Here is a 22,265-nt window from a genome sequence, read left to right on the forward strand (position 1 = left end):
GAGCACGTTACCGGGAGTGTAGAGGGTAATCCAACTGCCGTTTTTACAGGTTGTGAGGTATTAGAGGGGTGAAAGCCTGAAAAGATTCGTCGCCTTGGACCACGCCTGCGGGGTGTCCGTCATCCCGATGCAGGCGCGGCCCAAGGCGGCGATCTTTTCTGAATTACGCCATCAGATGCAGATGGTTGTCCCAGAGCCCGGCGGGTAGCTCCAGCGGTTTTGCAACAAGGTTTGTCTGGCGGCAGTCGTAGTAGCGGCAGCGCCCCTGACCCGAGGTCACGACAAAACCATCGGCCACGGCGCCGACCCCGGCACAATCGGGCAGTGGCGCATCCAGGCGTACTTCACCGCTGTCCAGGTCCCAGATGAAAAAGCGGTTGCCCCGCGGTGCGGTCAACGCCACCAGGCGCAAGTCGCTGTGTACCGCGACGCTGGCGGTGTAGTGCCCCATGGCCTGCAACTGGTGCTCGGGCACCGGGAACGCGACGAAAGGCTGACCGGGACGCTTGATCGCCAACAGCTGCGACGGCTCATGGGCCGCGCCCATGAACTGCTGGCTGGCGACGATGGTGCCGTCGCTGGCGATGGCGAGATGGCGCACGCTGTTCATCTGCTGGGCGAGGGTTTCCTTGCTCAGCAGGGTGCCGTCACGTTGCATCAGGACCAGGCTCGGTTCCATGGCGTTGAGGTTCATCTCCACCCGGCTTTCGGCCTCGGTGCGAATCCCGCCGTTGGCCACCACCAGGGTTTCGCCATCGGGCATCCACGACACCTGATGGGGACCGAGGCCGTGGGTGGAAATCTCACCGCTGTGCACCAGCCGTTCGCCTTCGAATTTATACACGCCGAGCAGGCCGCGGCCCGGATCGCTGGTGTCGTTTTCAGTGGCGTACAGCCAGTCACCGCTGTGGTGAATGACCGCGTGTCCGTAGAAGTGCCGGTTCGGCTGTGACACCACGGTTTGCAGGAGCGCACCGTCGCGCAGGTCGATCAGATAGCTCTCGGTACCTGGACGACGGGCGACAAACAGCGCGATCGGCAGTGTCGGGTGGTTGATGATGTCGTGGCAACGCTGGCCGACCCGGGTGGCGAACTCCTGGGTGCCATCCAGCCGATAACCGACGGCGTAATGCCGGCCATCGGTATCGTCCCGTGCCGAAAGCAACAACGGACTCTTGTCCTTTTGCTTGAACAGCTTCCAGCCGCCCAGCGTCACTGCACCGAGCAACAAACTACCTAATGTCAGAACCTGGCGTCGCAGCATGGAACTGGCCCTCATCAGTCACCGTCGTTGGCGTTGAAGCCCAGCTGGATGCCCAGTGCCTTTGCCAGATCGGCCTCGTGCAGGCGATGGACAACGTTGAGGCTGTCATACAGCTCGCTGAGTTGCTGGCGGCCGGCCTCGTCATTGAGCATGTCGGTCAGCGAGCGCTGGTTGCCGGCGAACAGTTTCAGCGAGGCGGCATAGGCGGCATCGATCTTGTCGGCCAATGGTTTCTGCTCGCTCGGCAACAGGCTGCGCAGGCCTTTGTTATCCACGCCTTCCCAGACCGTTTTGGCGGCCGCGAGACTGGCTTCGAGGCTGGCCAGGGACGACTGGCTGCGCCATGCATCGGCCTGGAACGGTTGCGGCACGCCTTTGGTCTGACGGCCCATTGGCGTGCCGAGTTTTTTCTTCAGGGTGTCGATGGCGGTGACTTGCACGCGCAGCAGATCGGCGATCGCTTCATGGGAGTCCGCATAACGCTGGTTCGGGAATTTGCTCATTTGCGCGAGCATGCCGTCGGTGTTGTTCCAGGATTGCAGAATTTCTTCGGCCAGTTGCTTCTGGCGTTCGCCAATCGCGACCAGCAGCGGGCAGTACTTGGCCTTCTGCTGCGCATTGGCCACGTCAGGCTTGCTGTCGAACAGAATGTACTCATAGGCCGAGAGGCCCTGTACCACGACGCTGGACTTGGCCAGTGCGGCGGCATCGATCTGCGGCTGGGCGGTAACCAGTTGCTCGACCTGACGACCGACCAGGTTTTTCTTGTCCGGCCAGAACTGTACTTGCCACGAACGGTTGCCTTCGGCCAATGGCCCGATCAGCAGCGGTTGCAGTTCGGCCCAGGCTTTTTGCGCATGCAGGAAATCGGCACGAGCGGTTTCCAGGGTTTCCTTGCCTTCGCAGTAGGCGAGGGCGCTGACCGCCAATTGACGGTCGGCTTCAACCCAGCGGGTGTAGGTCGGCAGGATCACCGACTTGGCGATGGCCGCCGACGTGACCGCTTGCGGGTCCTGGGGGGAGCAGGCGCCGAGGGCGAGTGCGACAAGGCTGGTGAACAACAATTTGGGACGGAACATGTCGGGCTCCCGCGAGTGGAATGCGTGTTAAAGGGAATTCAGGAACGCCAGCAACGCAGCGCGTTGCTCGGCATTGAAAGACAAAACCTGTTTCTGCGCCGCTGTCGCCTCGCCGCCATGCCAGAGCACGGCTTCGAGCAGGTTGCGGGCGCGGCCGTCGTGCAGGAACCGGGTGTGGCCGCTGACCGCCTGTGTCAGGCCGATACCCCACAATGGCGGGGTACGCCATTGGCGGCCGCTGGCCTGGAATTCGCTACGGTTGTCGGCCAGGCCGTCGCCCATGTCATGCAACAGCAGATCGCTGTACGGGCGAATCACTTGATTGGCCAGTTCAGGTTCGGCGGCGTTGGCGGCGGTGGTGTATTTCGGTGTGTGACAGGACTGGCAGCCCGCCTGATAAAACAGGGACTTGCCGGCCAGCACTTCAGGTGCATTGACGTCACGACGGGCCGGTACGGCGAGGTTACGACTGTAGAACAGCACCAGGCGCAGGATGTTGTCACTGACTTCCGGCTCGCCATTCGGGCCGTTGCCACTGGGAGCCTGTTTGCAGGCCGTTTGCGCGTCCGTGCAGTCATCAACGGGTCTCAGGCTGGTCGTGAGCCCCATATCCCCCGAAAACGCGTGAACATTTTGTTGATTGAGGTTCGGTTGTCCGGCTTTCCAGCCAAATCGTCCCAGAACGGTCTGTTGTCGGGCGTCATCCCAGACCCGGTTCGGGCGTCCGCTGATGCCGTTGTTCGCCTTGGCCTGCGCCTCGGCGTTGGCCAGGATCGCCTCCTCGGGGATCGCTTCGAGCAGGCCCAGGCCAATCATCGGCGGCGCCACGCGGGCCGAGAAACGGGTGTCGGGGTGCATCGGGCCGTAGCCTAGTTGGGTGATGTTCAGGCTTGGTTTACGCAGTTCGACTTCGGTGCCGTCCTTGAAGCGAACCGGCACGGCGGTGTAATCGACCCGCACTTTGCCTTCGGGGACCACGCCGGGTACCGACATGTCCTGGAGCTGACCGCCGTAGACGGGCTCCGGCACCACGCCGAGCCGTTCGATGACCCTGGCATACGCCGGGGCGTCGGGAATCGACAGGCGTACCAGCATCGACACGGCGTTCACATCGTCGGGAGTCGGCGGATGGCCGCGGCCGTCCTTGATGTGGCAGCCCTGGCAGGCATTGGTGTTGAACAGTGGGCCAAGGCCATCGCGAGCGGTCGTCGTCGACGGGGCGATCACCCAGGGGCTGCGGAAGAAACTGTTGCCGACGCTGAAATCCACGCGCCGTGACGGTGGCAGATTCGCCGAGGGCATGGAAAACGCGTTCTGATCGGTCTTGCGCACCGTCGCACTGCCGCCGGAGCGGGCTTCACCGGGTTCTGCCCGGGTGAATTTCGGGGCGTCATCGCAGGCACTCAGGCCCAGGGCCAGAAACAGTGCGGACAAGCGAAGAGGCAGCGGGGGCATCAGACATCCTGCAAGACGAGCAAAACAAGGGCGCAAAGTCTAACAGGGGATGGGAATTTGAATAAGAGGAATTATCGTTTGCTTGATATGGGACAGGTAATTTGGCTTACCCATAACCCCCTGTAGGAGCGAGCCTGCTCGCGATTGCAATGTGTCATCCAAAACTGATGTCGACTGACATGGCCCCATCGCGAGCAGGCTCGCTCCTACAGTTGTTTGTGTTATGGCCGACAAAAAAGGCGACCCGAAGGTCGCCTTATTACTCACTCAGCCAGCGTTGATCAGAATTCGTGATCAGCGTTGTCCGGGTTCAGGTCGTTGATGCCCAGTTTGCCTGCAGCGGCTTCGATCGAACCGGTCTGCTTGACCAGCGATGCGATGGCGTCGCGGACGATCTGGTTGCCCGCGGTGTTGCCCGCGGCGATCAACTGGTCGTAGTGCTCCCCCTTGTTGGCGTGGTCGACCATGATCTGGATCTTGGCTTCGGTAGCAGCCAGGTCGTCTTTCAGTGCGGTGTCAGCAGCCGGATCAGCCTTGGCCACCAGGGACGACAGGCTGGCGCCAGTCATTTTGGTGCCGTCGACACGGGTGTATTCGCCCAGGTACACGTTACGAATGCCCTTGGCATCGTAGAAGTGCGAGTTGTGGGTGTTGTCGCTGAAGCAATCCTGTTCGTCTTCCGGAGAGTTGGCTTCCAGGGAAACCTTCATGCGCTCGCCCGCCAGTTCGCCCAGGGACAGGCTGCCCATGCCGAACAGCATTTTGCGCAGGCCGGTTTCAGCCGGTTCTGCTTCCAGGGTGGCGCGGTAGTTGTCGGCCACGTTCGGCTTCCAGTTACCGACCATTTCTTCCAGGTCGCTGACCAGCAACTGAGTCACGGACTTCAGGTAAGTACGACGACGATCGTTGTGACCGCCAGTGGCGCCTTTGCCTTCCAGGTAGTCCGAAGCCGGACGGTTGCCGGCGCCAGAGCCGGTGCCGTTCAGGTCCTGGCCCCAGAGCAGGAATTCGATGGCGTGGTAGCCGGTGGCAACGTTGGCCTCGGAACCGCCCAGCTCGTTCAGGCTGGCGAGTTTTTCCGGGGTGATGTCTTTGACATCGACCTTGTCTTCGCCGATCTGCACTTGAGTGTTGGCGATGATGTTGGCAGTGGCACCCGGGTTGCCCAGAGCGTGCTCGTAGGATTTGTCGACGTAGTCGATCAGGCCTTCGTCCAGCGGCCAGGAGTTCAGTTGACCTTCCCAGTCGTCAACGATGGTGTTGCCGAAGCGGAACACTTCGCTCTGCAGGTAAGGCACGCGAGCGGCAACCCAGGCAGCCTTGGCGGCTTTCAGGGTGTCGGCATTCGGCTTGGCGAGGAAGGCGTCGACGGCGGTTTGCAGGGTCTTCGCGGTAGATTCGGCATCGCTGTAAACGGCGAACACGATGTCGGCGTAATGGGCGACAACGGCTTTGGCGGCGGCTTCGTCGACTTTACCGGCAGCGGCAGGCGCAGCGGCTGGAGTAGCCGGGGCAGCCGCAGTGCTGGCAGCTGGCGCAGGCGCGGCAGCTTTTTCCTGGTCTTTACCTTCGCCGCAACCGGCGAGGGAAATAGCGATGGCCAACAGACTGGCGGTAGCCAGAGGCATACGAATCATGGCGAACATCCTGCTTCGATAAGGGGGGAGTGGTGCGATGCGCACGCAAAACTGCGACATAATGCAAATCTTTCGCATTATGTGTAAAGGGTTGTACCTGTAAATATTTCTTATTCACTGTAGGAGCGAGCTTGCTCGCGATGGACGTGAACGATGACGCGTTCATTCTGAATGAGCGTGATGCTCTCAGGTTCATCGCGAGCAAGCTCGCTCCTACAGGAGGGGTGTGTTTTTACAAAATAGCCGCATTACTGCGCTGAGCCTGTTTCAGATACGCGCTCAATTCACGCGCCGGCAGCGGCTTGCTGTAGAGATAGCCCTGACCTTCGTGGCAGCCTTCGGAGATGATGTAGGCCTCTTGCTCGGCGGTTTCCACGCCTTCGGCAATCACCTGCATGCCCAGGCTCTTGCCCAGTTGGATGATGGCCCGAACGATGGTCGCATCGTCGTCGTCATCGAGCAGGTCCTGAACGAAGCTCTTGTCGATCTTGATCTTGTCCAGCGGCAGGCTCTTCAGATAGCTCAAGGATGAATAGCCGGTGCCAAAGTCATCGATGGCGATCAGCGCGCCGGAGCGGCGCAGGCTGAGCAGGTGCTGGGCCGCCGTGCTGATGTCTTCCATCAGACCGGTTTCGGTGACTTCCAGCTCCAGGCTGCGTGGTGGCAGGCGATACATCTGCAGCAGGTTGTTGACCACCCGTGGCAGTTCGGCGTGGTGCAATTGAACCGTGGACAGGTTTACCGCCATGCGCAGGTCGCTGAAGCCTTGGTCATGCCACTCGCGTAATTGTTTGCAGGCCTGGTCCAGCACCCATTCGCCGATGGCAATGATGGTGCCGTTCTGTTCGGCCAGCGGGATGAACAGGTCTGGCGGTACCATACCGTGCTCGGGGTGTTGCCAGCGAATCAGGGCTTCGACGCCCACCACGCGGTTATCGCGATAGCTGATCTGCGGCTGGTAGACGAGGTAGAACTGATTGCGGATCAGTGCATCGCGCAGGTCTTTTTCCAGCTCGCGGCGACGGCGCATTTCGGTGTCGACGCTGGCGATATAGAACTGATAGCGGTTGCGCGAACGGGTCTTGGCCAGCGTCATGGTCTGCTCGGCCTTTTGCAGCAACTTCTCGGTGCTGTCACCGTCCTCGGGGAACAGGGTGATGCCGATGGTGGCGCGCAGGCGGATCTCCTGATGATCGAGAGCGAACGCCGCTTCCAGATCATCGAGAATGCTTTGTGCCAGCTCGGCGGCTTCGTAGGGTTGCTCGATATCGGCCTGGACCAGGGCGAACTGGTCGCCACCGAGACGGGCGAGGGCACCCAGGCGACCGCTATGACCGCGCAGGCGATCGGCCAGGGCCAGCAACAACTGGTCGCCGGTCTGGTAGCTGAACTGCTCGTTGATGCCCTTGAAGTCATCGAGGCCGACACACAACACCGCGACCCGGCGCTGCAGTTTGCCGGCGTCGATGAGGATCTTGTCCAGTTGCTGCTGCAATTGCTGCCGGTTCGGCAGTCCCGTCAGGAAATCGTACTGGGACATGCGCAACAGGCTGTTTTCGGCTTCGTGACGCAGATGGGTATTGCGTTCGATGGATTCGAGCAACTGGTTGGCGGTGTTGATCCAGATGCCCAGTTCGTTTTTCTCGTGGCCCTTGAGCAGCGGAATCTTGTGTTCGCTGGGACGATCCGGATTGATTTCCGTGAGGTGCTCGATGATCCGCGACAGCGGCTTGGTCAGCAGCCAGTGATAGACCAGATACAACACCAGCCCCATGGCGAGCGCGCGTAGTACGCCGGAAATGAAGATGATCACCGAGCTGACAATGAACCCCTGGCCGTAAGTGGCGGTATCGAGGGTGATGCTCAGATCGCCGTAATACTCGCTGTAAGGCCCGCGACCGACCAGTTGGGTGGTGAAGGTGCGTTCCTTGCCAAGAATCAGGTCGGTCAGCCAGCGACTGTGGGAGAGCTGCAGCTCGCGGTTTTTTTGCGCGAGCATGGCTTCGTTGGGATGGCCGATGGAGGCCTGGCGCACGGCGTCGTCCTGAAACAGGCCTTCGATGACTTGCATGCCCATTTCCCGGTCCAGGCTATAGACAGCCTGGGTCGAGGGGTCGCGAAACATGTCGAGGATACGCTGGGCATCGCTGGCGACGGCCTGGCGTGTTTTATAGGCATCGAACACAATCTGCGCGCAGCTCAAGACCACGCCGACGATCAATGCCGACAGGAGCACGACCCGGAGTAACTTCACCGACAAGCTGTTCTTGAGTTCCAGCTTCAAAGGGTTATTCCTTGTTCCGTGCGGGTAGCATCAAGTTGCCATGAGTATTGGCAATCCCGTGATGGCAGTCAAAGGGACTATCACCCTTGGGGGATTTTGCCTTCAGCTTGGCCGATTTGCAGTTGTCTTGACGAGTTAGCCTATTAGCACTGTGTCGGTTGTCGAGTCCTTCAACTTGAGGGGCGGGGTGGAGATATTTTCCTTTTGTTTGATGTTAGTCGTCCGCGGCGTTGGGGCAAGGGGGCAAGACTTGTTTCATCATGGGAAATTGTCCTGGGTTGCTCGCTCAGGCGGCCTGATAGCCGACCAGGTTCTTGGTTGATTGAGTACATATCCGTTGCTGCGGTAACGGCGGCTTATGGTTCCGCCCTGACGGCGGGTCACTTTTGGCAAACGCCCCAAAAGTAACCAAAAGGTCTCGCCCCGAACGTACGGCCCCTCGCTAAGGCTCGGCGTTCCTTCGCTCCGGTATTCATCCGGGGGCATTGCCCTCCGGTCGGCTTCGCTTCGACCTACATGCAATGAGTTCGACTGCGTCGAACGGCGCTGCGCGCCAATCCCCGGATAAACACCTGCGCTCAGCCTGCCGAGGGGGCGGGTGGATCAAGATCAAGAGCTGCAGGCGAGCTAACGCTCGGCCTGATGTGCGGTGAAGAGCGTGGTGTACACCGCTCTGCCGTTGCTCCTCTGTGGGAGCGAGCTTGCTCGCGATGGCGGCCTGACAGCCGACCAATCTCCCACGCCTCCAAGCTGATCGTTCCCACGCTCCCGCGTGGGAATGCTGCCAGAGACGCTCCGCGTTACGTTTTTGCGGGTTAACGCGGTGTAGGAAAGCGCCAGAAGTTTCCCACGCAGTTTTCAGGTTGTCCGTCGGAAGCGGGCTGAATAGTCTTTGGCTGTCGCTGAATACTCAGCGATCGGGTGTGAGAACCCGGCTACTTATGGTCATCCAGAACCTGTGCACGCATAATCGCCGCCAGCTAGTCCGCTGTCTGTAAATGCGTCATGGCGGCTGTGTGCGGGCAGACTTAGGTCTGGCCCGGGTGTCCATACCGGTTTCTCACCTCGCACATAGCTGCCACCTCTTCATCGCGTGAGAAACGGCAAGTGGTGGCCCCAGCGCTAGAGGAATGGTTTTATGGACAAATTAATCCCCGATCCCCCCTACAACACCACCAAACCCTACACCCCCAACACCATGTTCATGATCGTCCCGAACATGGATACCGAATCCCTGCTGGCCCACGCTTGTGAGTCATTGGCTTCGGCCAACGTCATGGCGAGTGATTTCGCCACCTGCCTGACTGGCCCCCAGCGCAACACGGCGTTGGCCATTGCGCAGATCATCATGCTGGCGGAACTGGCGGTGAATCGTGCGTTGGATAATGTCGATCCGCAGGGATAGGTATTCAGTCAGGTTGACCGCGTCATCGTTCCGACGAAGGGGCCCGGCCGAACGCTGAAAATCCCGGGCAATAAAAAACCCGGCTAAAAAGCCGGGTTTTCTTGACTGGCGTCGAGCTTAAGCGGTGAAGGTTTTGCCTTCGAACTGCTCAGCCACGAATTTCCAGTTAACCAGGTTCCAGAACGCTTCGACATACTTTGGACGCAGGTTGCGGTAGTCGATGTAGTAAGCGTGCTCCCAGACGTCGCAGGTCAGCAGCGGGGTGTCGCCGTTGGTCAGCGGGTTGCCGGCACCGATGGTGCTGGCCAGGGCCAGGGAACCGTCAGCCTTCTTCACCAGCCAGCCCCAACCGGAACCGAAGGTGCCGATGGAAGTCTTGCTGAACTCTTCCTTGAACTTGTCGAACGAACCGAAAGCCGCGTTGATGGCTTCAGCCAGAGCGCCGGTTGGTTGACCGCCGGCGTTTGGCGCCAGGCAGTTCCAGTAGAAAGTGTGGTTCCAGACCTGAGCGGCGTTGTTGAAGATACCGCCCGAGGAAGTCTTGACGATTTCTTCCAGGGTCTTGCCTTCGAACTCGGTGCCTGGCACCAGGTTGTTCAGGTTCACGACATAGGTGTTGTGGTGCTTGTCGTGGTGGTATTCCAGGGTTTCCTTGGAAATGTGCGGCTGCAATGCATCGTGTGGGTACGGCAGCGGCGGCAATTCGAAAGCCATGATGATTCTCCTAATCAGGTCAGTTGCGGTGAGCGCAAGGCCGATCACGGGCGGCCAGACAAGCGCCGGGGAGTTTGTACTCTTTGCGGCGCAGGGAGTCGGATCATAGCACCGGGGGGGCGGCATAACCACGCAACAACTGTGTGGAATAGAGGTTCCGCCAATCAGATGGCCGCGATCAGTTGCAGCGCTACGGCAAACATCATCACCGCCACCAACAGGTCGAGAATTCGCCAGGTGCTGGGGCGGGCGAGCCACGGTGCCAGCCATGCTGCTCCGAGCGCCAGGGTGAAAAACCACAGCAGCGAGGCGCTGGCCGCACCTACGACATAGGCGCCGGGCTCGGTTTGTTGGGCGCCCAGGGAGCCGATCAGCAAAACGGTGTCCAGATAGACGTGCGGGTTGAGCAAGGTCACCGCCAGCGCGCTGAGCATGACCGCCCGCAGCGAGCGTACGGTCTGGCCTTCGCCCTGCTCAAGACTCTGCTTCGAAAAGGCCCGGCGCAGTGCCTGGCTGCCGTACCACAGCAGGAACGCTGCGCCACCCCAGCGGGCGATGGACAGCAGCGTCGGGTTCTGCGCCAGCACTGTCGCCAGGCCAAATACCCCGGCGGCCACCAACAGGGCATCGCAGGCCACGCAGAGCGCCGCCACCGGCAGGTGATGTTCACGCCGCAGGCTTTGCGCCAGGACAAACGCATTCTGGGTGCCGATCGCCATGATCAGGCCGAAGGCCACGAGCAGCCCGTTCACATAACTTTGCCACATGATTTTTTACTCCGCGTTGGCTGCCAGATCCCGCAGTACTTGCAGGGCACGGTCGGCGTCGGCCTGGCCGACAAACAAATGGTCGTGGTAGTAGCCGGCAATCACGTTGCAGCTGATTCCGGCCTTGCCCAATGCCGTGGCGAACGCGGCAGTCAGGCCGACCGCTTCGAGGGCCGAATGCACGTTCAAGGTGATCCAGGCGGCGATGTAGTCGAAGCTGAATCCGGCTTTTTCGGCGTGGGAACGTTCGAGAATCACGGTCAGGCCTTCCTGTTCCCGGAAGCTGCCGACAATCTCCAGATCCTTGGGCAACTTGCCGTCACGCAGGGTGCAGAACACGTATTCGCCGGTGTTGAGTTGCGGGCTCATGCTGCGCAGCAGCGTTGCCAATGAAGTTTCGCCAGCCATGTGGGCGTTCCTTGTTCCAAGAGTTCTTGCTGGTCATTGTCCTTGTGAAGGTTGTATAAGAAAAACCAATCTTGCTGATCGCTCATTAGGAAAACTGATGTTCGACTATAAATTGCTTTCTGCCTTGGCCGCCGTGGTCGAACAGGCTGGTTTTGAACGGGCGGCCCAGGTGCTGGGTTTGTCGCAATCAGCGATTTCCCAGCGCATCAAGCTGCTGGAAGCGCGGGTTGGCCAGCCGGTGCTGGTGCGGGCCACGCCGCCAACGCCGACGGAAATCGGGCGACGGTTGCTCAACCACGTGCAGCAGGTGCGCTTGCTTGAACGGGATCTGCAAAGCCTGGTGCCGGCGCTGGATGAAGAGGGCCTGCCGGAACGCCTGCGGATCGCCCTGAACGCCGACAGCCTGGCCACTTGGTGGGCGCAGGCCGTGGGGGCGTTTTGCGCCGAACAGCATCTGTTGATGGACCTGGTGGTTGAAGACCAGACCGTTGGCCTCAAGCGCATGCGCGCCGGTGAAGTGGCGGCCTGCGTCTGCGCCAGTGAGCGCCCTGTGGCGGGTGCGCGCAGCGTGTTGCTGGGGGCCATGCGTTACCGGGCACTGGCCAGCCCCGCCTTTATTGCCCGGAATTTTCCGCAAGGCGTGCGCGCCGATCAGTTGGCCCGTACCCCGGCGCTGGTGTTTGGCCCGGACGATTTCCTGCAGCATCGCTACCTGGCGTCCCTCGGCGTCGAGGGCGGTTTCGAACACCATTTATGTCCGTCCTCCGAAGGTTTCATTCGTCTGACGGAAGCCGGGCTGGGCTGGGGGCTGGTTCCGGAACTGCAGGCGCGCGAACAACTGCAAAGGGGCGTATTGCAGGAGCTGCTGCCAGATAAACCGATCGATGTGCCGCTGTACTGGCATCATTGGCGTAATGGCGGTCAGTTGCTGGGGCTGCTCACCGATCAATTGGTACGCGCATCGAAACAATGGCTGGTGCCCTTGGACTGACGCGCAGCGTCAAGACCTCACGCAATACGCAAAACGAAATATTCGGAGCAATTCATGAAGATTCTGGTTACCGGCGCAAGCGGCTTCATCGGCGGGCGCTTTGCGCGTTTTGCCCTGGAGCAGGGCCTGGACGTGCGGGTCAACGGTCGCCGGGCCGAGAGCGTGGAGCATCTGGTACGCCGCGGAGCCGAGTTCATCCCGGGTGACTTGAGCGACCCGGAACTGGCGCGCGAGCTGTGCTCGGACGTCGAGGCCGTGGTGCATTGCGCCGGTGCCGTCGGTTTATGGGGGCGTTATCAGGATTTCCATCAGGGCAACGTCCAGGTTACCGAGAACGTGGTTGAGGCCTGCCTGAAGCAACGGGTACGGCGGCTGGTGCATTTGTCGTCGCCGTCGATCTACTTCGATGGTCGCGATCACCTGGGCCTGACCGAAGAACAGGTGCCCAAGCGCTTCAAACACCCTTACGCCGCCACCAAGTACCTGGCCGAGCAAAAAGTCTTCGGCGCCCAGGAGTTCGGCCTCGAAACCCTGGCCCTGCGCCCGCGCTTCGTCACCGGGGCCGGCGACATGAGCATCTTCCCGCGCTTGTTGAACATGCAGCGCAAGGGGCGCCTGGCGATCATCGGCAACGGTCTGAACAAAGTTGATTTCACCAGCGTGCAAAACCTCAACGAGGCGCTGCTCAGCAGTTTGCTGGCCAGCGGTTCCGCGTTGGGCAAGGCTTACAACATCAGCAACGGCACGCCGATTCCGTTGTGGGACGTGGTCAATTACGTCATGCGCAACATGGACGTCCCACAGGTAACCCGCCACCGTTCCTACGGCCTGGCCTACAGCATGGCGGCGCTCAACGAGGGTGTGTGCAAGTTGTGGCCGGGGCGTCCCGAACCGACGCTGTCGCGCCTGGGCATGCAGGTCATGAATAAAAATTTCACCCTGGACATCAGCCGCGCCCGGCATTATCTGGATTACGATCCCAAGGTCAGCCTCTGGACGGCCCTCGATGAGTTCTGTGGCTGGTGGAAGGCCCAGGATATTCGTTGACGCTCGAACAACGCCCCCTGACTGAACCGGATACGGGGCTTGGGGGTCAATGGTTGAGGCTGTGGGGTTTATACTGCGCGGCATAAAGCCATCATTTGTTTCACTAAGGTTGATTCAATGTCCATGCGTAACGATGCCAACGACGACTTCGACGATGTACCGAGCCTGCGTGCAGACGTTCTCGACGACGATTTTCCGCCGACTGCCCGCACGGTCGTGCATTCGCGCACGGCGCCGGCGGTGAAGGTCAAGGCGGCGAGTACCGGCCCCCTGTGGGCGTTGGTCGGGGCGTTGATCTTTGCGTTCGCGGGCCTGGCCTGGTGGAGTTTTCAGCAGATTTCCCTGATGGAACAGCAATTGGTGGCGACCCAGGAAAGTTTCGCGCGGATCAGTGAGGAAGCGGCTGGGCGCCTGCAGGACATTTCCGGCAAGGTCGTTGCCAGCCAGACCAGTGTCACCACCGACAGCGAGGCCTTGAAGCTGCAAATCCGCCAGCTGGAAAGCAAACTCAAGGACCAGGGCGCCCAGCAGCAAGGTGTTGCCGGCCAGGCCTCGGACCTGGACAAGCGACTGGCACAAATGACTGCGCAATCCGCCGAACTGGACAAACGCCTGGCGCAGTTGACTGCCCAGGACACCGAACATCAGACGGCCAATACGCAGTTGCAGGCCCAGGTCAAAGCCTTGAGCGCTGAATTGGCCACCCTGAAAAGTGCCCCGTCCGACTCGGAAAAACTCGACGCACAGCTCAAAAGCCTGGGCGCCGACATCACCGCACTGAAGAAGCAAGGCAACCCGAGCGCAGCCATCGAACGACTCGAGCAAGACATGATCGTGCTCAAGAGCCAGCAGGACAATCGTCCGGCCGCCACACAGGGCTCGACCAATACCGCCGAGTTCGATGCCTTCCGCAGCCAGGTCACCCGCAACATCAATACCCTTCAGGCGCAGATCCAGAACCTGCAGCAGCAACTGCGCACCCGGCAGTGATTGTCAGTGGTGTGAGTATTTGTGGCGAGGGAGCTTGCTCCCGTTGGGGCGCGCAGCGGCCCCAAAACCATTCACCGCAGTTTTTCAGTTAGAACAGCAGTGCCTCGTTTACGACTGCTTCGCCGCCGAGCGGGACGGTGCGGCGTTCCGACAAGCTCCCTCGCCACAGGCTAATCAGCGCTGGTCGATCCCTTAACTGACTTGCCCGCGATGAAGGCGACTCGGCCTGCCTACCGAACCTTGTCCTCACGCCCGCGCAACAACATGTTCGGCATGGCAATCGCTGCCACCAGCCCCAGCAGCGACACCACCGCGCTGACCGTCAGCAAGTGCCGGAACGTCAGCAACAATTCAGCGCGCAAGGCGTTCTGCGCGTCACCCGGTGCGGCGTTCAAACCGTCCAGCAACACATTCCCCGAACTGCCTTCGGCAATCAGCGACGAGCCGGCCAGGTGCGCAAGACTTGAATCCTGCAACAACGCCAGCAGCAGTGCCGACATCAACGCCACACCCACGGCACCCCCCAGCGAACGGAACAGATTGGTGGTGCTGGTCGCCACGCCGATATCCCGTTGCTCGACCGAGTTCTGCGTGCCGACCAGGGAGGTCGGGAACTGCATGCCGGAGGAAATCCCGCAGAGCAACATGAACAGGCTGCTCACGACGAACGCCTGCGGCGGGCTGAACGCCATGCCAAGAATCGAGATGGGCATCAGCGCAGCACCGGTTAGGATCATCGGTTTGTAGCGCCCGGTCACGGAAGTACGGCGGCCGGCGAAATACGCGCCAATCGGCAAACCCATGGCCAGTGGCAGCAAATGCAGGGCGGCGCTGTCGGCACCGGCACCGGTGACGCTCTGAAAGCGCAATGGCATCAGCACAATCAGCGAGATCGCCTGGAAACTGGTAAAGAAAATCGTACACCAGCACAGGATCGCGTTGCGGTTGGCGAACAGATGCATGGGCAGCAACGGCTCCCGTGCGCGCCGCTCGTGGACGACGAACAGCCCCAGCACCAGCACTGCACTGGCCAGCAGCGCCAGCACTTCGGCACTGCGCCACGAATGGCCCTGACCGACCTGGGTGATGCCCAGTAACAACGCCGTCAGCCCGATGATCATCAGCACGGTGCCCAGGTAATCGATGATCGGTTTGCGTTGCGGAATCGGCAGGCCCACCAGCGTGCGGTTAGCCACCAGCCAAGCACCCAGGCCCAGCGGCAGGTTGATCAGGAACACCCAGCGCCAGGACAGGTATTCGGTCATATAGCCGCCAAGCACCGGGCCGGCCACGCTGGCCACCGCGTACATGCTGCTGAAATAGCCCTGATAACGACCGCGCTCCCGTGGTGGCACGATGTCACCGATGATCGCCTGGCTCACCGAAATCATCCCGCCGGCGCCGATGCCCTGGAAGATCCGCGCCAGTACCAGTTGCTCCATGCTCTGGGCCATGCCGCAGAACACCGACGCCAGGGTGAACAGGCCCATGCCGAACAGCATCAGCTTGCGCCGCCCGTACAGGTCGCCCAGTTTGCCGTAGATCGGCACCGCCACGGTCATGGCCACCATGTAGCCGGAAATCACCCAGGCCAGCAGGCTGACGTCCTTGAATTGCGCGGAAATGGCCGGCATCGAAACAGCGACGATGGTCTGGTCCAGTGCCCCGAGAAAGATCGCCAGCATCAGCGCGATCAGCACGCTGCGGATGGCGGATTTAGGCATTTCAGGCTGGTGGAGATTGGTCACGGGAAAACCTGCGGGCAGTGATTGACCCGCAAGTAGCAAGGCGAGCGGGGATGCTCGCCAGTGTAAGTCGATAGGAGGCTATTCGATAGCCTCATAAGGAAGCCCAACGTAGTTTTCCGCAATGGTTTTCCGACCCGCTTCAGAATCGATGAAATATTCCAGTTCCGACTCGGTAATGCGCTGGCTAAAGGCATCGTGATCATCAAAGCGGTGCAGCATGGAGGTCATCCACCAGGAAAAGCGCTCGGCCTTCCATACCCGGCGCAGGCAGATCTCAGAGTATTTCTCCAGCAAATCGGTGCGATTTTCGCGGTAGGCCTTTAGCAGGATATTGAACAGCGTACTCACATCACTGGCCGCCAGGTTCAGGCCCTTGGCACCGGTGGGCGGGACGATATGCGCGGCATCGCCGACCAGGAACATTCGCCCGTATTGCATGGGTTCGACCACGAAGCTGCGCAGCGGCGCAATGCTTTTTTCGATGGCCGGGCCGGTGACCAGTTTGTCTGCCAGTTCTTGCGGCAATCGCGACTTGAGTTCGTCCCAGAAGCGTTTATCCGACCAGTTATCGACATGATCGCTGGTGGGCACTTGCAGGTAATAACGGGTGCGTGTCGGCGAGCGCATGCTGCACAAGGCAAAGCCGCGTTCATGGCGGGCGTAGACCAGTTCTTCGTGGACCGGCGGGGTATCGGCCAGAATCCCGAGCCAGCCGAAGGGATAGATCCGTTCGAAGACTTTAAGGCTGTCGGCGGGAATCGATTGCCGCGCCACCCCATGGAAGCCGTCGCAACCGGCGATGTAGTCGCAATCGAGTCGCCAGGTCTCACCATCCTTCTCAAAAGTGACAAACGCTTCATCGGTTTTCATGCCGTGGGGAACGACGTTGGCGGCTTGATAAATCGTCTGTGCGCCGACCTCCCGACGAGCGGCCATCAGATCGCGGGTGACTTCGGTCTGGCCGTAGATCATCACGGTTTTGCCACCCGTCAGTGCGTGCAGATCGATATGGACCCGGCGCCCGTCGAGGGCCAGCTCGAAGCCGCCATGCACCAGTCCCTCGGCGTCCATGCGCTGACTCACGCCGGCCTGGCGCAACAGCTCTACCATGCCTTGTTCAAGCACGCCGGCGCGGATCCGGCCGAGCACATAGTCCGGGGCCTGGCGTTCCAGAATGACGGTATCGATACCAGCGTTGTGCAGTAATTGGCCGAGCAACAGGCCTGAAGGGCCGGCACCAATGATGGCGACTTGGGTTTTCAGCGTTTTCATTGTTGTTATGACTCGCAAGCTTCACGCGACCAGGGCCGGTGAATGATTTTTATGGATCGAGTGTTTGCATTTTTCCCTTGCGAGTCTGTCAATTGAAGGTGAAAACTGAGCCGATACCTGTACATTCTGCCAATCGGTGCGATTATCGCCCGCCATCTACTCCGAGGCCTGGATTGAAGTGATGAACAAGCCTGACCTGCCTTCGATTCCGGTGTTCAAGCTCTACGGTGAAAGCCTGGATTGGCCGACCCCGGACTTGCTGCACTGTGAAACCATTTCCAAACGCAGTCGCGAACATCATTGGGAAATCAAACCCCACCGCCACGCTGATTTGTGCCAGTTACTCTTCGTATTCAAAGGTCAGGCAGAGCTTGAAATCGAAGGCAATCGTACGCAACTGGTGGAACCGGCGATCCAGATCCTGCCACCGCTGTCGGTGCACGGTTTTCGCTTTTCCGAAGACGTGGAAGGCTTTGTCGTGACCCTGGCCGCGCCGCTGATCGCCCACCTGCAGATGCAGTTGGGACACTCGGTCAATGCCCTGGCCCAGGCTGAAAGCTACCCGGCAGGCAAGGACGCCGAGTACCTCAACAGCCTGTTCAGTGCCTTGCAGAACGAATACACCAGCCATCAACCGGCGCGGGAAATGCTCATGCATTCGCTGGTCAGTGTGATCATGGTGTGGGTCAGCCGCCAGGTGATCCAGCGTCGCACCGCCATGGCGCGACCGCAGCGGGCCCGGGAATACCTCAACGGCTTTATTCAACTGGTGGAAGAGACCTATCGCCAGCACGTCAAGGTCGAGGACCTGGCGCACCGGCTGGGGATTTCCGTGTCCCACCTCAACGGCACCTGTCGTGAGCTGGCGGGGCAGCCGGCATTGCAGATCATGCACGAACGGCAATTGCTGGAGGCCAAGCGTTTGCTGACCTACACCAGCATGACCATTTATGAAATGTCCGACGTGTTGGGGTTTTCCGATCCGACCAACTTCACGCGCCTGTTCCGGCGTCGTGTGGGGATTTCGCCCAAGGCCTTCCGCGACCGCTTGAAGGCCGATCAGGACAACGAAGCCTGACCCCCTTCGTTACCGGAGGGCGTTGAGGGTGGCGTTGTGGGGAATGCAGCGCTCGAAGTTGCAGCTCGCATATTCGCGGGGCAGGTTGCGCAGTTGCTCTACGCGCCAGGCGGCAGCGCCATACAGCCCGAGCGTGACCGCGCAGGTGATGAAAATCGCGAGGTATCTTCTTGTTTTGATGTTCATGGCGTTGACCTCTGAACGAATACCTTTCGGTATTAGTTTGAGCATAGGTCAGCGCTGGGGAGTTATCAGCAATAGCGCGGTATTCAGAACACTGATGCCCTTGTAGGAGCGAGCCTGCTCGCGATAGCAATCGTTCATTGACGAAGATGTTGACTGATCCAACGCTATCGCGAGCAGGCTCGCTCCTACAGTTTTAATCGGGTTACAGGCCCACATCCCACGCCGGTTCCTCCGGAAACCTCACCACCAGAAAATCCAGCAAGCTGCGCAACGCCGCCGGCATGTGCTTGCGCGAGGCATACACCGCATACACGTTCATTTGCCGGGGTTCGGCCGTCGGCAGCAGACGAATCAATTCGCCGCTGTGAATGTGCACACCGGCCTGATACGTGGGCAGCATCGCCACCCCGGCACCGGCGAGCGTTGCGCGCAACAGCGTGCTGGCCTCGTTGGCACTGATGTTGCCCTGCACCGGGACTGAAACCTGCTCGCCGTCCTGCTCGAAATGCCAGAGGCTTTTGCCGAAGTAGGAATGGGTCAGACAATTGTGCCGGCTCAGGTCCTCGACCCGTTGCGGCGCCGGGTACTCGCGCAAGTAAGCGGGGGAGGCGCAGATCACCGAGCGGCAAACCGTCAGGCGGCGGGCGATCAGGTTCGGGTCCAGGTCGTTGCTGGTGCGGATCGCCAGGTCGATGCGCTCATCCACCAGGTTCACGGTGCGGTCGAGCATCTGCATGTCGATGCTGACACCGGGGTAGCGTTTGACGTACGCGGCCATGGCATCGGCCAGTTGCGCCTGGCCGAAGGAGGTGCTGACGCTGATCCGCAGCAGGCCGCGCGGTGCGTCGTCCGGTTCGCTGACGGCGGCTTGCATGTCGCTGGACAAATCGAGCATCTGCCGACAGCGGGGCAGGATCTCGGTGCCGGCGGCGGTCAGGCTCAACTTGCGTGTGGTGCGATGCATCAGGCGCGCGCCGACCCAGTCTTCCAGTTCCGCCAGATACCGCGACACCACCGGTCGTGACAGCTCCAGATGATCGGCGGCGGCCGACTGGCTGCCGAGGTCGACCACCGTGACGAACACACGCATTGCTTGAAGACGATCCATGATTTGCCCGCTTTCAGAAACAAACTATGTTCAAGCATCGCATTTTTTGTACTGAGTCAGGCAACTAAGCTCTGTTCCTCTGTAGGAGCGAGCTCGCTCGCGATGGTCGTTAACGATAACGCGGGTTACCGGTTAAACGCGGCGTCTTCGATTCCATCGTCGGAACGCCGCCCGGAGCAAGCTCGCTCCTACAAAAGACATCGCCATGCAAGGCATTCGGACAACGGAGCAACAGATGATCGTTTTCACCACTTTAAAGCGCATTTTGCTGGCAAGCGCCACCCTCGGTTTCGCCGCCCATGCAGCTGCCTCGGCCCTGACGCTGGATGTCTACAATCCCGGCGAAAAAGCCATCTTCCCGGTGACCTCGGTGCTGGTCAGCGGCGAGAAAGAAGCGATCCTGGTAGATGCGCAATTCGGCAAATCCCAGGCCGAGCAAGTGGTGGAAAAGATCCGCGCCAGCGGCAAGCAACTGACCACCATCTACATCAGCCACGGTGACCCGGACTACTACTTCGGCCTCGACACCCTGACGGCCGCGTTTCCCAGGGCCAAGGTCCTCGCTTCGCAGCCGACCGTCGACCACATCAAGCGAACCGTCGACGGCAAACTGGCGTTCTGGGGCCCGAAAATGGGGGCTGATGTGCCGGGCAAAACCATCGTGCCGGACGTGCTCAAGGGCGATAGCCTGAACCTCGAAGGGAAGAAATTGCAGGTAGTCGGCCTTGAGGGCTCGCAGCCGGATCGCAGCTTTGTATGGATTCCATCGATCAAGGCCGTAGTCGGCGGTGTCGTGGTGGCGCAGAACATCCACGTGTGGATGGCTGACACGCAAACGCCACAGTCCCATGCCGATTGGTTGGCTACGCTGCATTCCATTGAAGCCCTGAAGCCGCAGACCGTGGTACCGGGGCATTACCTGGGCGAGAGCGATCGCTCCCTGACGGCAGTGCAGTTCACCGCCGCTTACATCAAGGCCTTCGACGAGGAAACCGCCAAGGCCAAGGATTCTGCTGATCTGATTGCGGCAATGAAAAAACGCTTCCCGGCACTGGGCGATGAAAGTTCGCTGGAGCTGAGTGCCAAAGTCGCCAAGGGCGAGATGAAGTGGTAACCCGCTTCAACTGAAATCCAAACAGCTCAACCCACTGGAGAACGTCATGAGCAAAATCGCAATCATTGGTGCCACCGGTCGTGCCGGTAGCCAACTGCTGGAAGAGGCCCTGCGTCGTGGTCACAGTGTTACCGCCATTGCCCGCGACACATCGAAAATCGACCTGCGTGAAGGTGTGGTCGGCAAGGCCGTCGATGCCCTTGATGCCGCTGCGTTACAAGCTGCAATTGCGGGCCATGACGTGGTTATCAGCGCGGCGCATTTCGCCACGCTACCTGCCAGCGCAGTCGTTGACCCGGTGAAAAAAGCTGGGGTAAAACGTCTGCTGGTGGTGGGCGGGGCGGGTTCGCTGCTATTGCCCGATGGCACTCGAGTGATCGATAGCGAAGGTTTCCCTGAGGCTTACAAGGCAGAGGCCAGTGCCGGTGCCGAGTTCCTCGCTAACCTGCGTCAGGAAAAGCAACTGGACTGGACCTTCCTGTCGCCATCGGCCGAATTTGTCGAAGGCGAGCGCACCGGGAAATTTCGTCTCGGTCAGGATGGTTTGCTGGTGAGCAGCGAAGGGCGCAGCTGGATCACGTTCGCCGACTACGCGATTGCAATGCTCGACGAAGTGGAAGCGCCAAAGCATTCGCGGCAGCGGTTTGCGGTCGGGTATTGATCAGATTGATTACCTGTGGGAGCGAGCCTGCTCGCGAAGGCGTCAGGTCAGCCAACTGCATTTTTGAATGGTCGATCGCTTTCGCGAGCAGGCTCGCTCCCACAGGGTGGTGCACCAGGGTTTTGCGGTTTTACCGCGACTGCGCCTGCTCCACCAACCAGCCCATCAATTCACGCAACTTCGGCGAAGGTTCGGGCTTTTCGGGGAACACCAGGTAATACGCCAGCCCCGTTGTGACCTTCAAATCGAATGGCATGACCAGCCGCCCGGCGTTCAGGTCATCGCCGATCAGCGACCAGTCGCCAATCGCCACCCCCGTTCCCTGGGACGCCATCGACATCGCCAGGTCCAGTGTTTCGAAATGCTGACCCTTGCCGACATTGGTCAAATGCACATCCGCCGCTTTCAACCAGGCCTTCCAGTCCCGTTCATCGCGGGTCGGGTGGAGCAACAGGTGTTGTTGCAGATCGGCCGGTGCTTGCAGGGGCATGGGGCCTTCGAGCATCGGTCTGGAGCACACAGGCGTGAGTTGCTCATCGAAGAGTTTTTGCGACATCAATGAATCGTCCGGCGGTGTGCCATACATCACCGCCGCATCGAACTGCTCGCGATGAAAATCCACGCCGTGCTTGACCGTGGTGGTCAGTTCCACCGGCACATCCGGGCGTTCCCTTTGCCATTGCAACAGACGCGGCAGCAACCAGCGCATGACGCAGGTCGGGGCCTTGAGTTGCAGGGTTTCGCGCTTCTCGCCGATCTGTTCAACGGCCTCGTCGATCAGGCCGAAAATCTGCTGTACCCGTGGCAGCCATTCCCGCCCTTCGGCCGTCAGGTCCAGGCCCCGGGCCAGGCGGATGAACAGCTCATAACCCAGATGATCTTCCAGCCCGGCGATCTGCCGACTCACCGCACCCTGGGTGATGTGCAGCTGTTCGGCGGCCCGGGTGAAATTGCAGCACTGCGCGGTAATCAGGAAGGTGTGCAGCGCCGGCAGGGGAGGCAGTCGTTTCATTGGGATCCAAGGTATGACGTGAGGACATGGCTAGTATGACTTTTT

Annotated in this window: 20 protein-coding genes; 7 read left to right on the forward strand and 13 right to left on the reverse strand. The window is 60.3% G+C overall.

Annotated elements, in window-relative coordinates:
- Positions 1-163: 163 nt before the first annotated feature.
- The 5 genes from C8K63_RS01215 to C8K63_RS01235 all read right to left on the reverse strand — a co-directional run bounded on the left by C8K63_RS01215 (position 164) and on the right by C8K63_RS01235 (position 7,719).
- The gene (locus C8K63_RS01215) at positions 164-1,264 is read right to left on the reverse strand and encodes a DUF1513 domain-containing protein (RefSeq protein WP_108215024.1); all 1,101 of its coding nucleotides are present in this window, start codon (positions 1,262-1,264) and stop codon (positions 164-166) included.
- Between the two features lie 14 nt (positions 1,265-1,278).
- On the reverse strand, positions 1,279-2,343 hold the full coding sequence (locus C8K63_RS01220) for an imelysin family protein (RefSeq protein WP_108215025.1): 1,065 nt from the start codon (positions 2,341-2,343) through the stop codon (positions 1,279-1,281).
- Positions 2,344-2,370: 27 nt separating this feature from the next.
- Positions 2,371-3,798 (reverse strand): di-heme oxidoredictase family protein, encoded by a 1,428-nt coding sequence (locus C8K63_RS01225; protein WP_108215026.1) that lies wholly within the window; start codon positions 3,796-3,798, stop codon positions 2,371-2,373.
- 281 nt (positions 3,799-4,079) lie between these two features.
- Positions 4,080-5,435 carry an imelysin family protein gene (locus C8K63_RS01230; RefSeq protein ID WP_108215468.1) on the reverse strand — a complete coding sequence of 452 codons (1,356 nt, stop codon included), beginning with the start codon at positions 5,433-5,435 and terminating at the stop codon, positions 4,080-4,082.
- A gap of 232 nt (positions 5,436-5,667) precedes the next feature.
- The gene (locus C8K63_RS01235) at positions 5,668-7,719 is read right to left on the reverse strand and encodes a bifunctional diguanylate cyclase/phosphodiesterase (RefSeq protein WP_108215027.1); all 2,052 of its coding nucleotides are present in this window, start codon (positions 7,717-7,719) and stop codon (positions 5,668-5,670) included.
- Positions 7,720-8,857: 1,138 nt separating this feature from the next.
- On the opposite strand from C8K63_RS01235, the gene C8K63_RS01250 reads away from it, so the two are divergent.
- On the forward strand, positions 8,858-9,124 hold the full coding sequence (locus tag C8K63_RS01250) for a DUF6124 family protein (protein ID WP_108215029.1): 267 nt from the start codon (positions 8,858-8,860) through the stop codon (positions 9,122-9,124).
- 117 nt (positions 9,125-9,241) lie between these two features.
- Here the strand turns inward: C8K63_RS01250 and C8K63_RS01255 are convergent, their stop codons facing one another.
- From C8K63_RS01255 to C8K63_RS01265, 3 genes are all read right to left on the reverse strand, one after another.
- Positions 9,242-9,838, reverse strand: coding sequence for a superoxide dismutase (locus tag C8K63_RS01255; RefSeq protein ID WP_108215030.1), 597 nt, complete (start codon positions 9,836-9,838; stop codon positions 9,242-9,244).
- 164 nt (positions 9,839-10,002) lie between these two features.
- Positions 10,003-10,605: a LysE/ArgO family amino acid transporter gene (locus C8K63_RS01260; protein WP_108215031.1), complete on the reverse strand. Its 603-nt coding sequence runs from the start codon at positions 10,603-10,605 to the stop codon at positions 10,003-10,005.
- 6 nt (positions 10,606-10,611) lie between these two features.
- Positions 10,612-11,013 (reverse strand): ACT domain-containing protein, encoded by a 402-nt coding sequence (locus C8K63_RS01265; RefSeq protein WP_108215032.1) that lies wholly within the window; start codon positions 11,011-11,013, stop codon positions 10,612-10,614.
- 97 nt (positions 11,014-11,110) lie between these two features.
- On the opposite strand from C8K63_RS01265, the gene C8K63_RS01270 reads away from it, so the two are divergent.
- From C8K63_RS01270 to C8K63_RS01280, 3 genes are all read left to right on the forward strand, one after another.
- On the forward strand, positions 11,111-12,004 hold the full coding sequence (locus tag C8K63_RS01270; RefSeq protein WP_108215033.1) for a LysR family transcriptional regulator ArgP: 894 nt from the start codon (positions 11,111-11,113) through the stop codon (positions 12,002-12,004).
- Between the two features lie 54 nt (positions 12,005-12,058).
- Positions 12,059-13,051 (forward strand): NAD(P)-dependent oxidoreductase, encoded by a 993-nt coding sequence (locus C8K63_RS01275; protein WP_108215034.1) that lies wholly within the window; start codon positions 12,059-12,061, stop codon positions 13,049-13,051.
- A gap of 117 nt (positions 13,052-13,168) precedes the next feature.
- Complete coding sequence (locus C8K63_RS01280; protein ID WP_108215035.1) at positions 13,169-14,041, forward strand: ATPase; 873 nt, start codon at positions 13,169-13,171, stop codon at positions 14,039-14,041.
- 230 nt (positions 14,042-14,271) lie between these two features.
- On the opposite strand, the gene C8K63_RS01285 is transcribed toward C8K63_RS01280, so the two are convergent.
- Together C8K63_RS01285 and pobA are read right to left on the reverse strand one after the other, a co-directional pair.
- The gene (locus C8K63_RS01285; RefSeq protein ID WP_108215036.1) at positions 14,272-15,789 is read right to left on the reverse strand and encodes an MDR family MFS transporter; all 1,518 of its coding nucleotides are present in this window, start codon (positions 15,787-15,789) and stop codon (positions 14,272-14,274) included.
- A 78-nt stretch (positions 15,790-15,867) separates the two neighbouring features.
- A complete protein-coding gene (gene pobA / locus C8K63_RS01290; protein ID WP_177413218.1) occupies positions 15,868-17,052 on the reverse strand; it encodes a 4-hydroxybenzoate 3-monooxygenase in 1,185 nt (394 codons plus the stop codon).
- 190 nt (positions 17,053-17,242) lie between these two features.
- Between pobA and C8K63_RS01295 the strand changes: the two genes are divergently transcribed.
- Entirely contained in the window at positions 17,243-18,139 is an 897-nt protein-coding gene (locus tag C8K63_RS01295; protein ID WP_108215038.1) for a helix-turn-helix domain-containing protein, read from the forward strand.
- A gap of 9 nt (positions 18,140-18,148) precedes the next feature.
- Here C8K63_RS01295 and C8K63_RS30435 read toward each other — a convergent pair whose 3' ends face one another.
- Both C8K63_RS30435 and C8K63_RS01300 read right to left on the reverse strand, forming a co-directional pair.
- The gene (locus tag C8K63_RS30435) at positions 18,149-18,325 is read right to left on the reverse strand and encodes a hypothetical protein (RefSeq protein ID WP_162837843.1); all 177 of its coding nucleotides are present in this window, start codon (positions 18,323-18,325) and stop codon (positions 18,149-18,151) included.
- Positions 18,326-18,527: 202 nt separating this feature from the next.
- Positions 18,528-19,433, reverse strand: coding sequence for a LysR family transcriptional regulator (locus C8K63_RS01300; protein WP_218279784.1), 906 nt, complete (start codon positions 19,431-19,433; stop codon positions 18,528-18,530).
- A gap of 235 nt (positions 19,434-19,668) precedes the next feature.
- On the opposite strand from C8K63_RS01300, the gene C8K63_RS01305 reads away from it, so the two are divergent.
- On the forward strand, positions 19,669-20,547 hold the full coding sequence (locus C8K63_RS01305; protein ID WP_108215040.1) for an MBL fold metallo-hydrolase: 879 nt from the start codon (positions 19,669-19,671) through the stop codon (positions 20,545-20,547).
- A gap of 46 nt (positions 20,548-20,593) precedes the next feature.
- On the forward strand, positions 20,594-21,208 hold the full coding sequence (locus tag C8K63_RS01310; protein WP_108215041.1) for an NAD(P)-dependent oxidoreductase: 615 nt from the start codon (positions 20,594-20,596) through the stop codon (positions 21,206-21,208).
- A gap of 130 nt (positions 21,209-21,338) precedes the next feature.
- On the opposite strand, the gene C8K63_RS01320 is transcribed toward C8K63_RS01310, so the two are convergent.
- On the reverse strand, positions 21,339-22,220 hold the full coding sequence (locus tag C8K63_RS01320; RefSeq protein WP_108215043.1) for a LysR substrate-binding domain-containing protein: 882 nt from the start codon (positions 22,218-22,220) through the stop codon (positions 21,339-21,341).
- Positions 22,221-22,265: the final 45 nt, after the last annotated feature.

The sequence above is a fragment of the Pseudomonas sp. GV085 genome, from assembly GCF_003050925.1.
In the GTDB taxonomy this organism is placed as follows: Bacteria; Pseudomonadota; Gammaproteobacteria; order Pseudomonadales; family Pseudomonadaceae; genus Aquipseudomonas.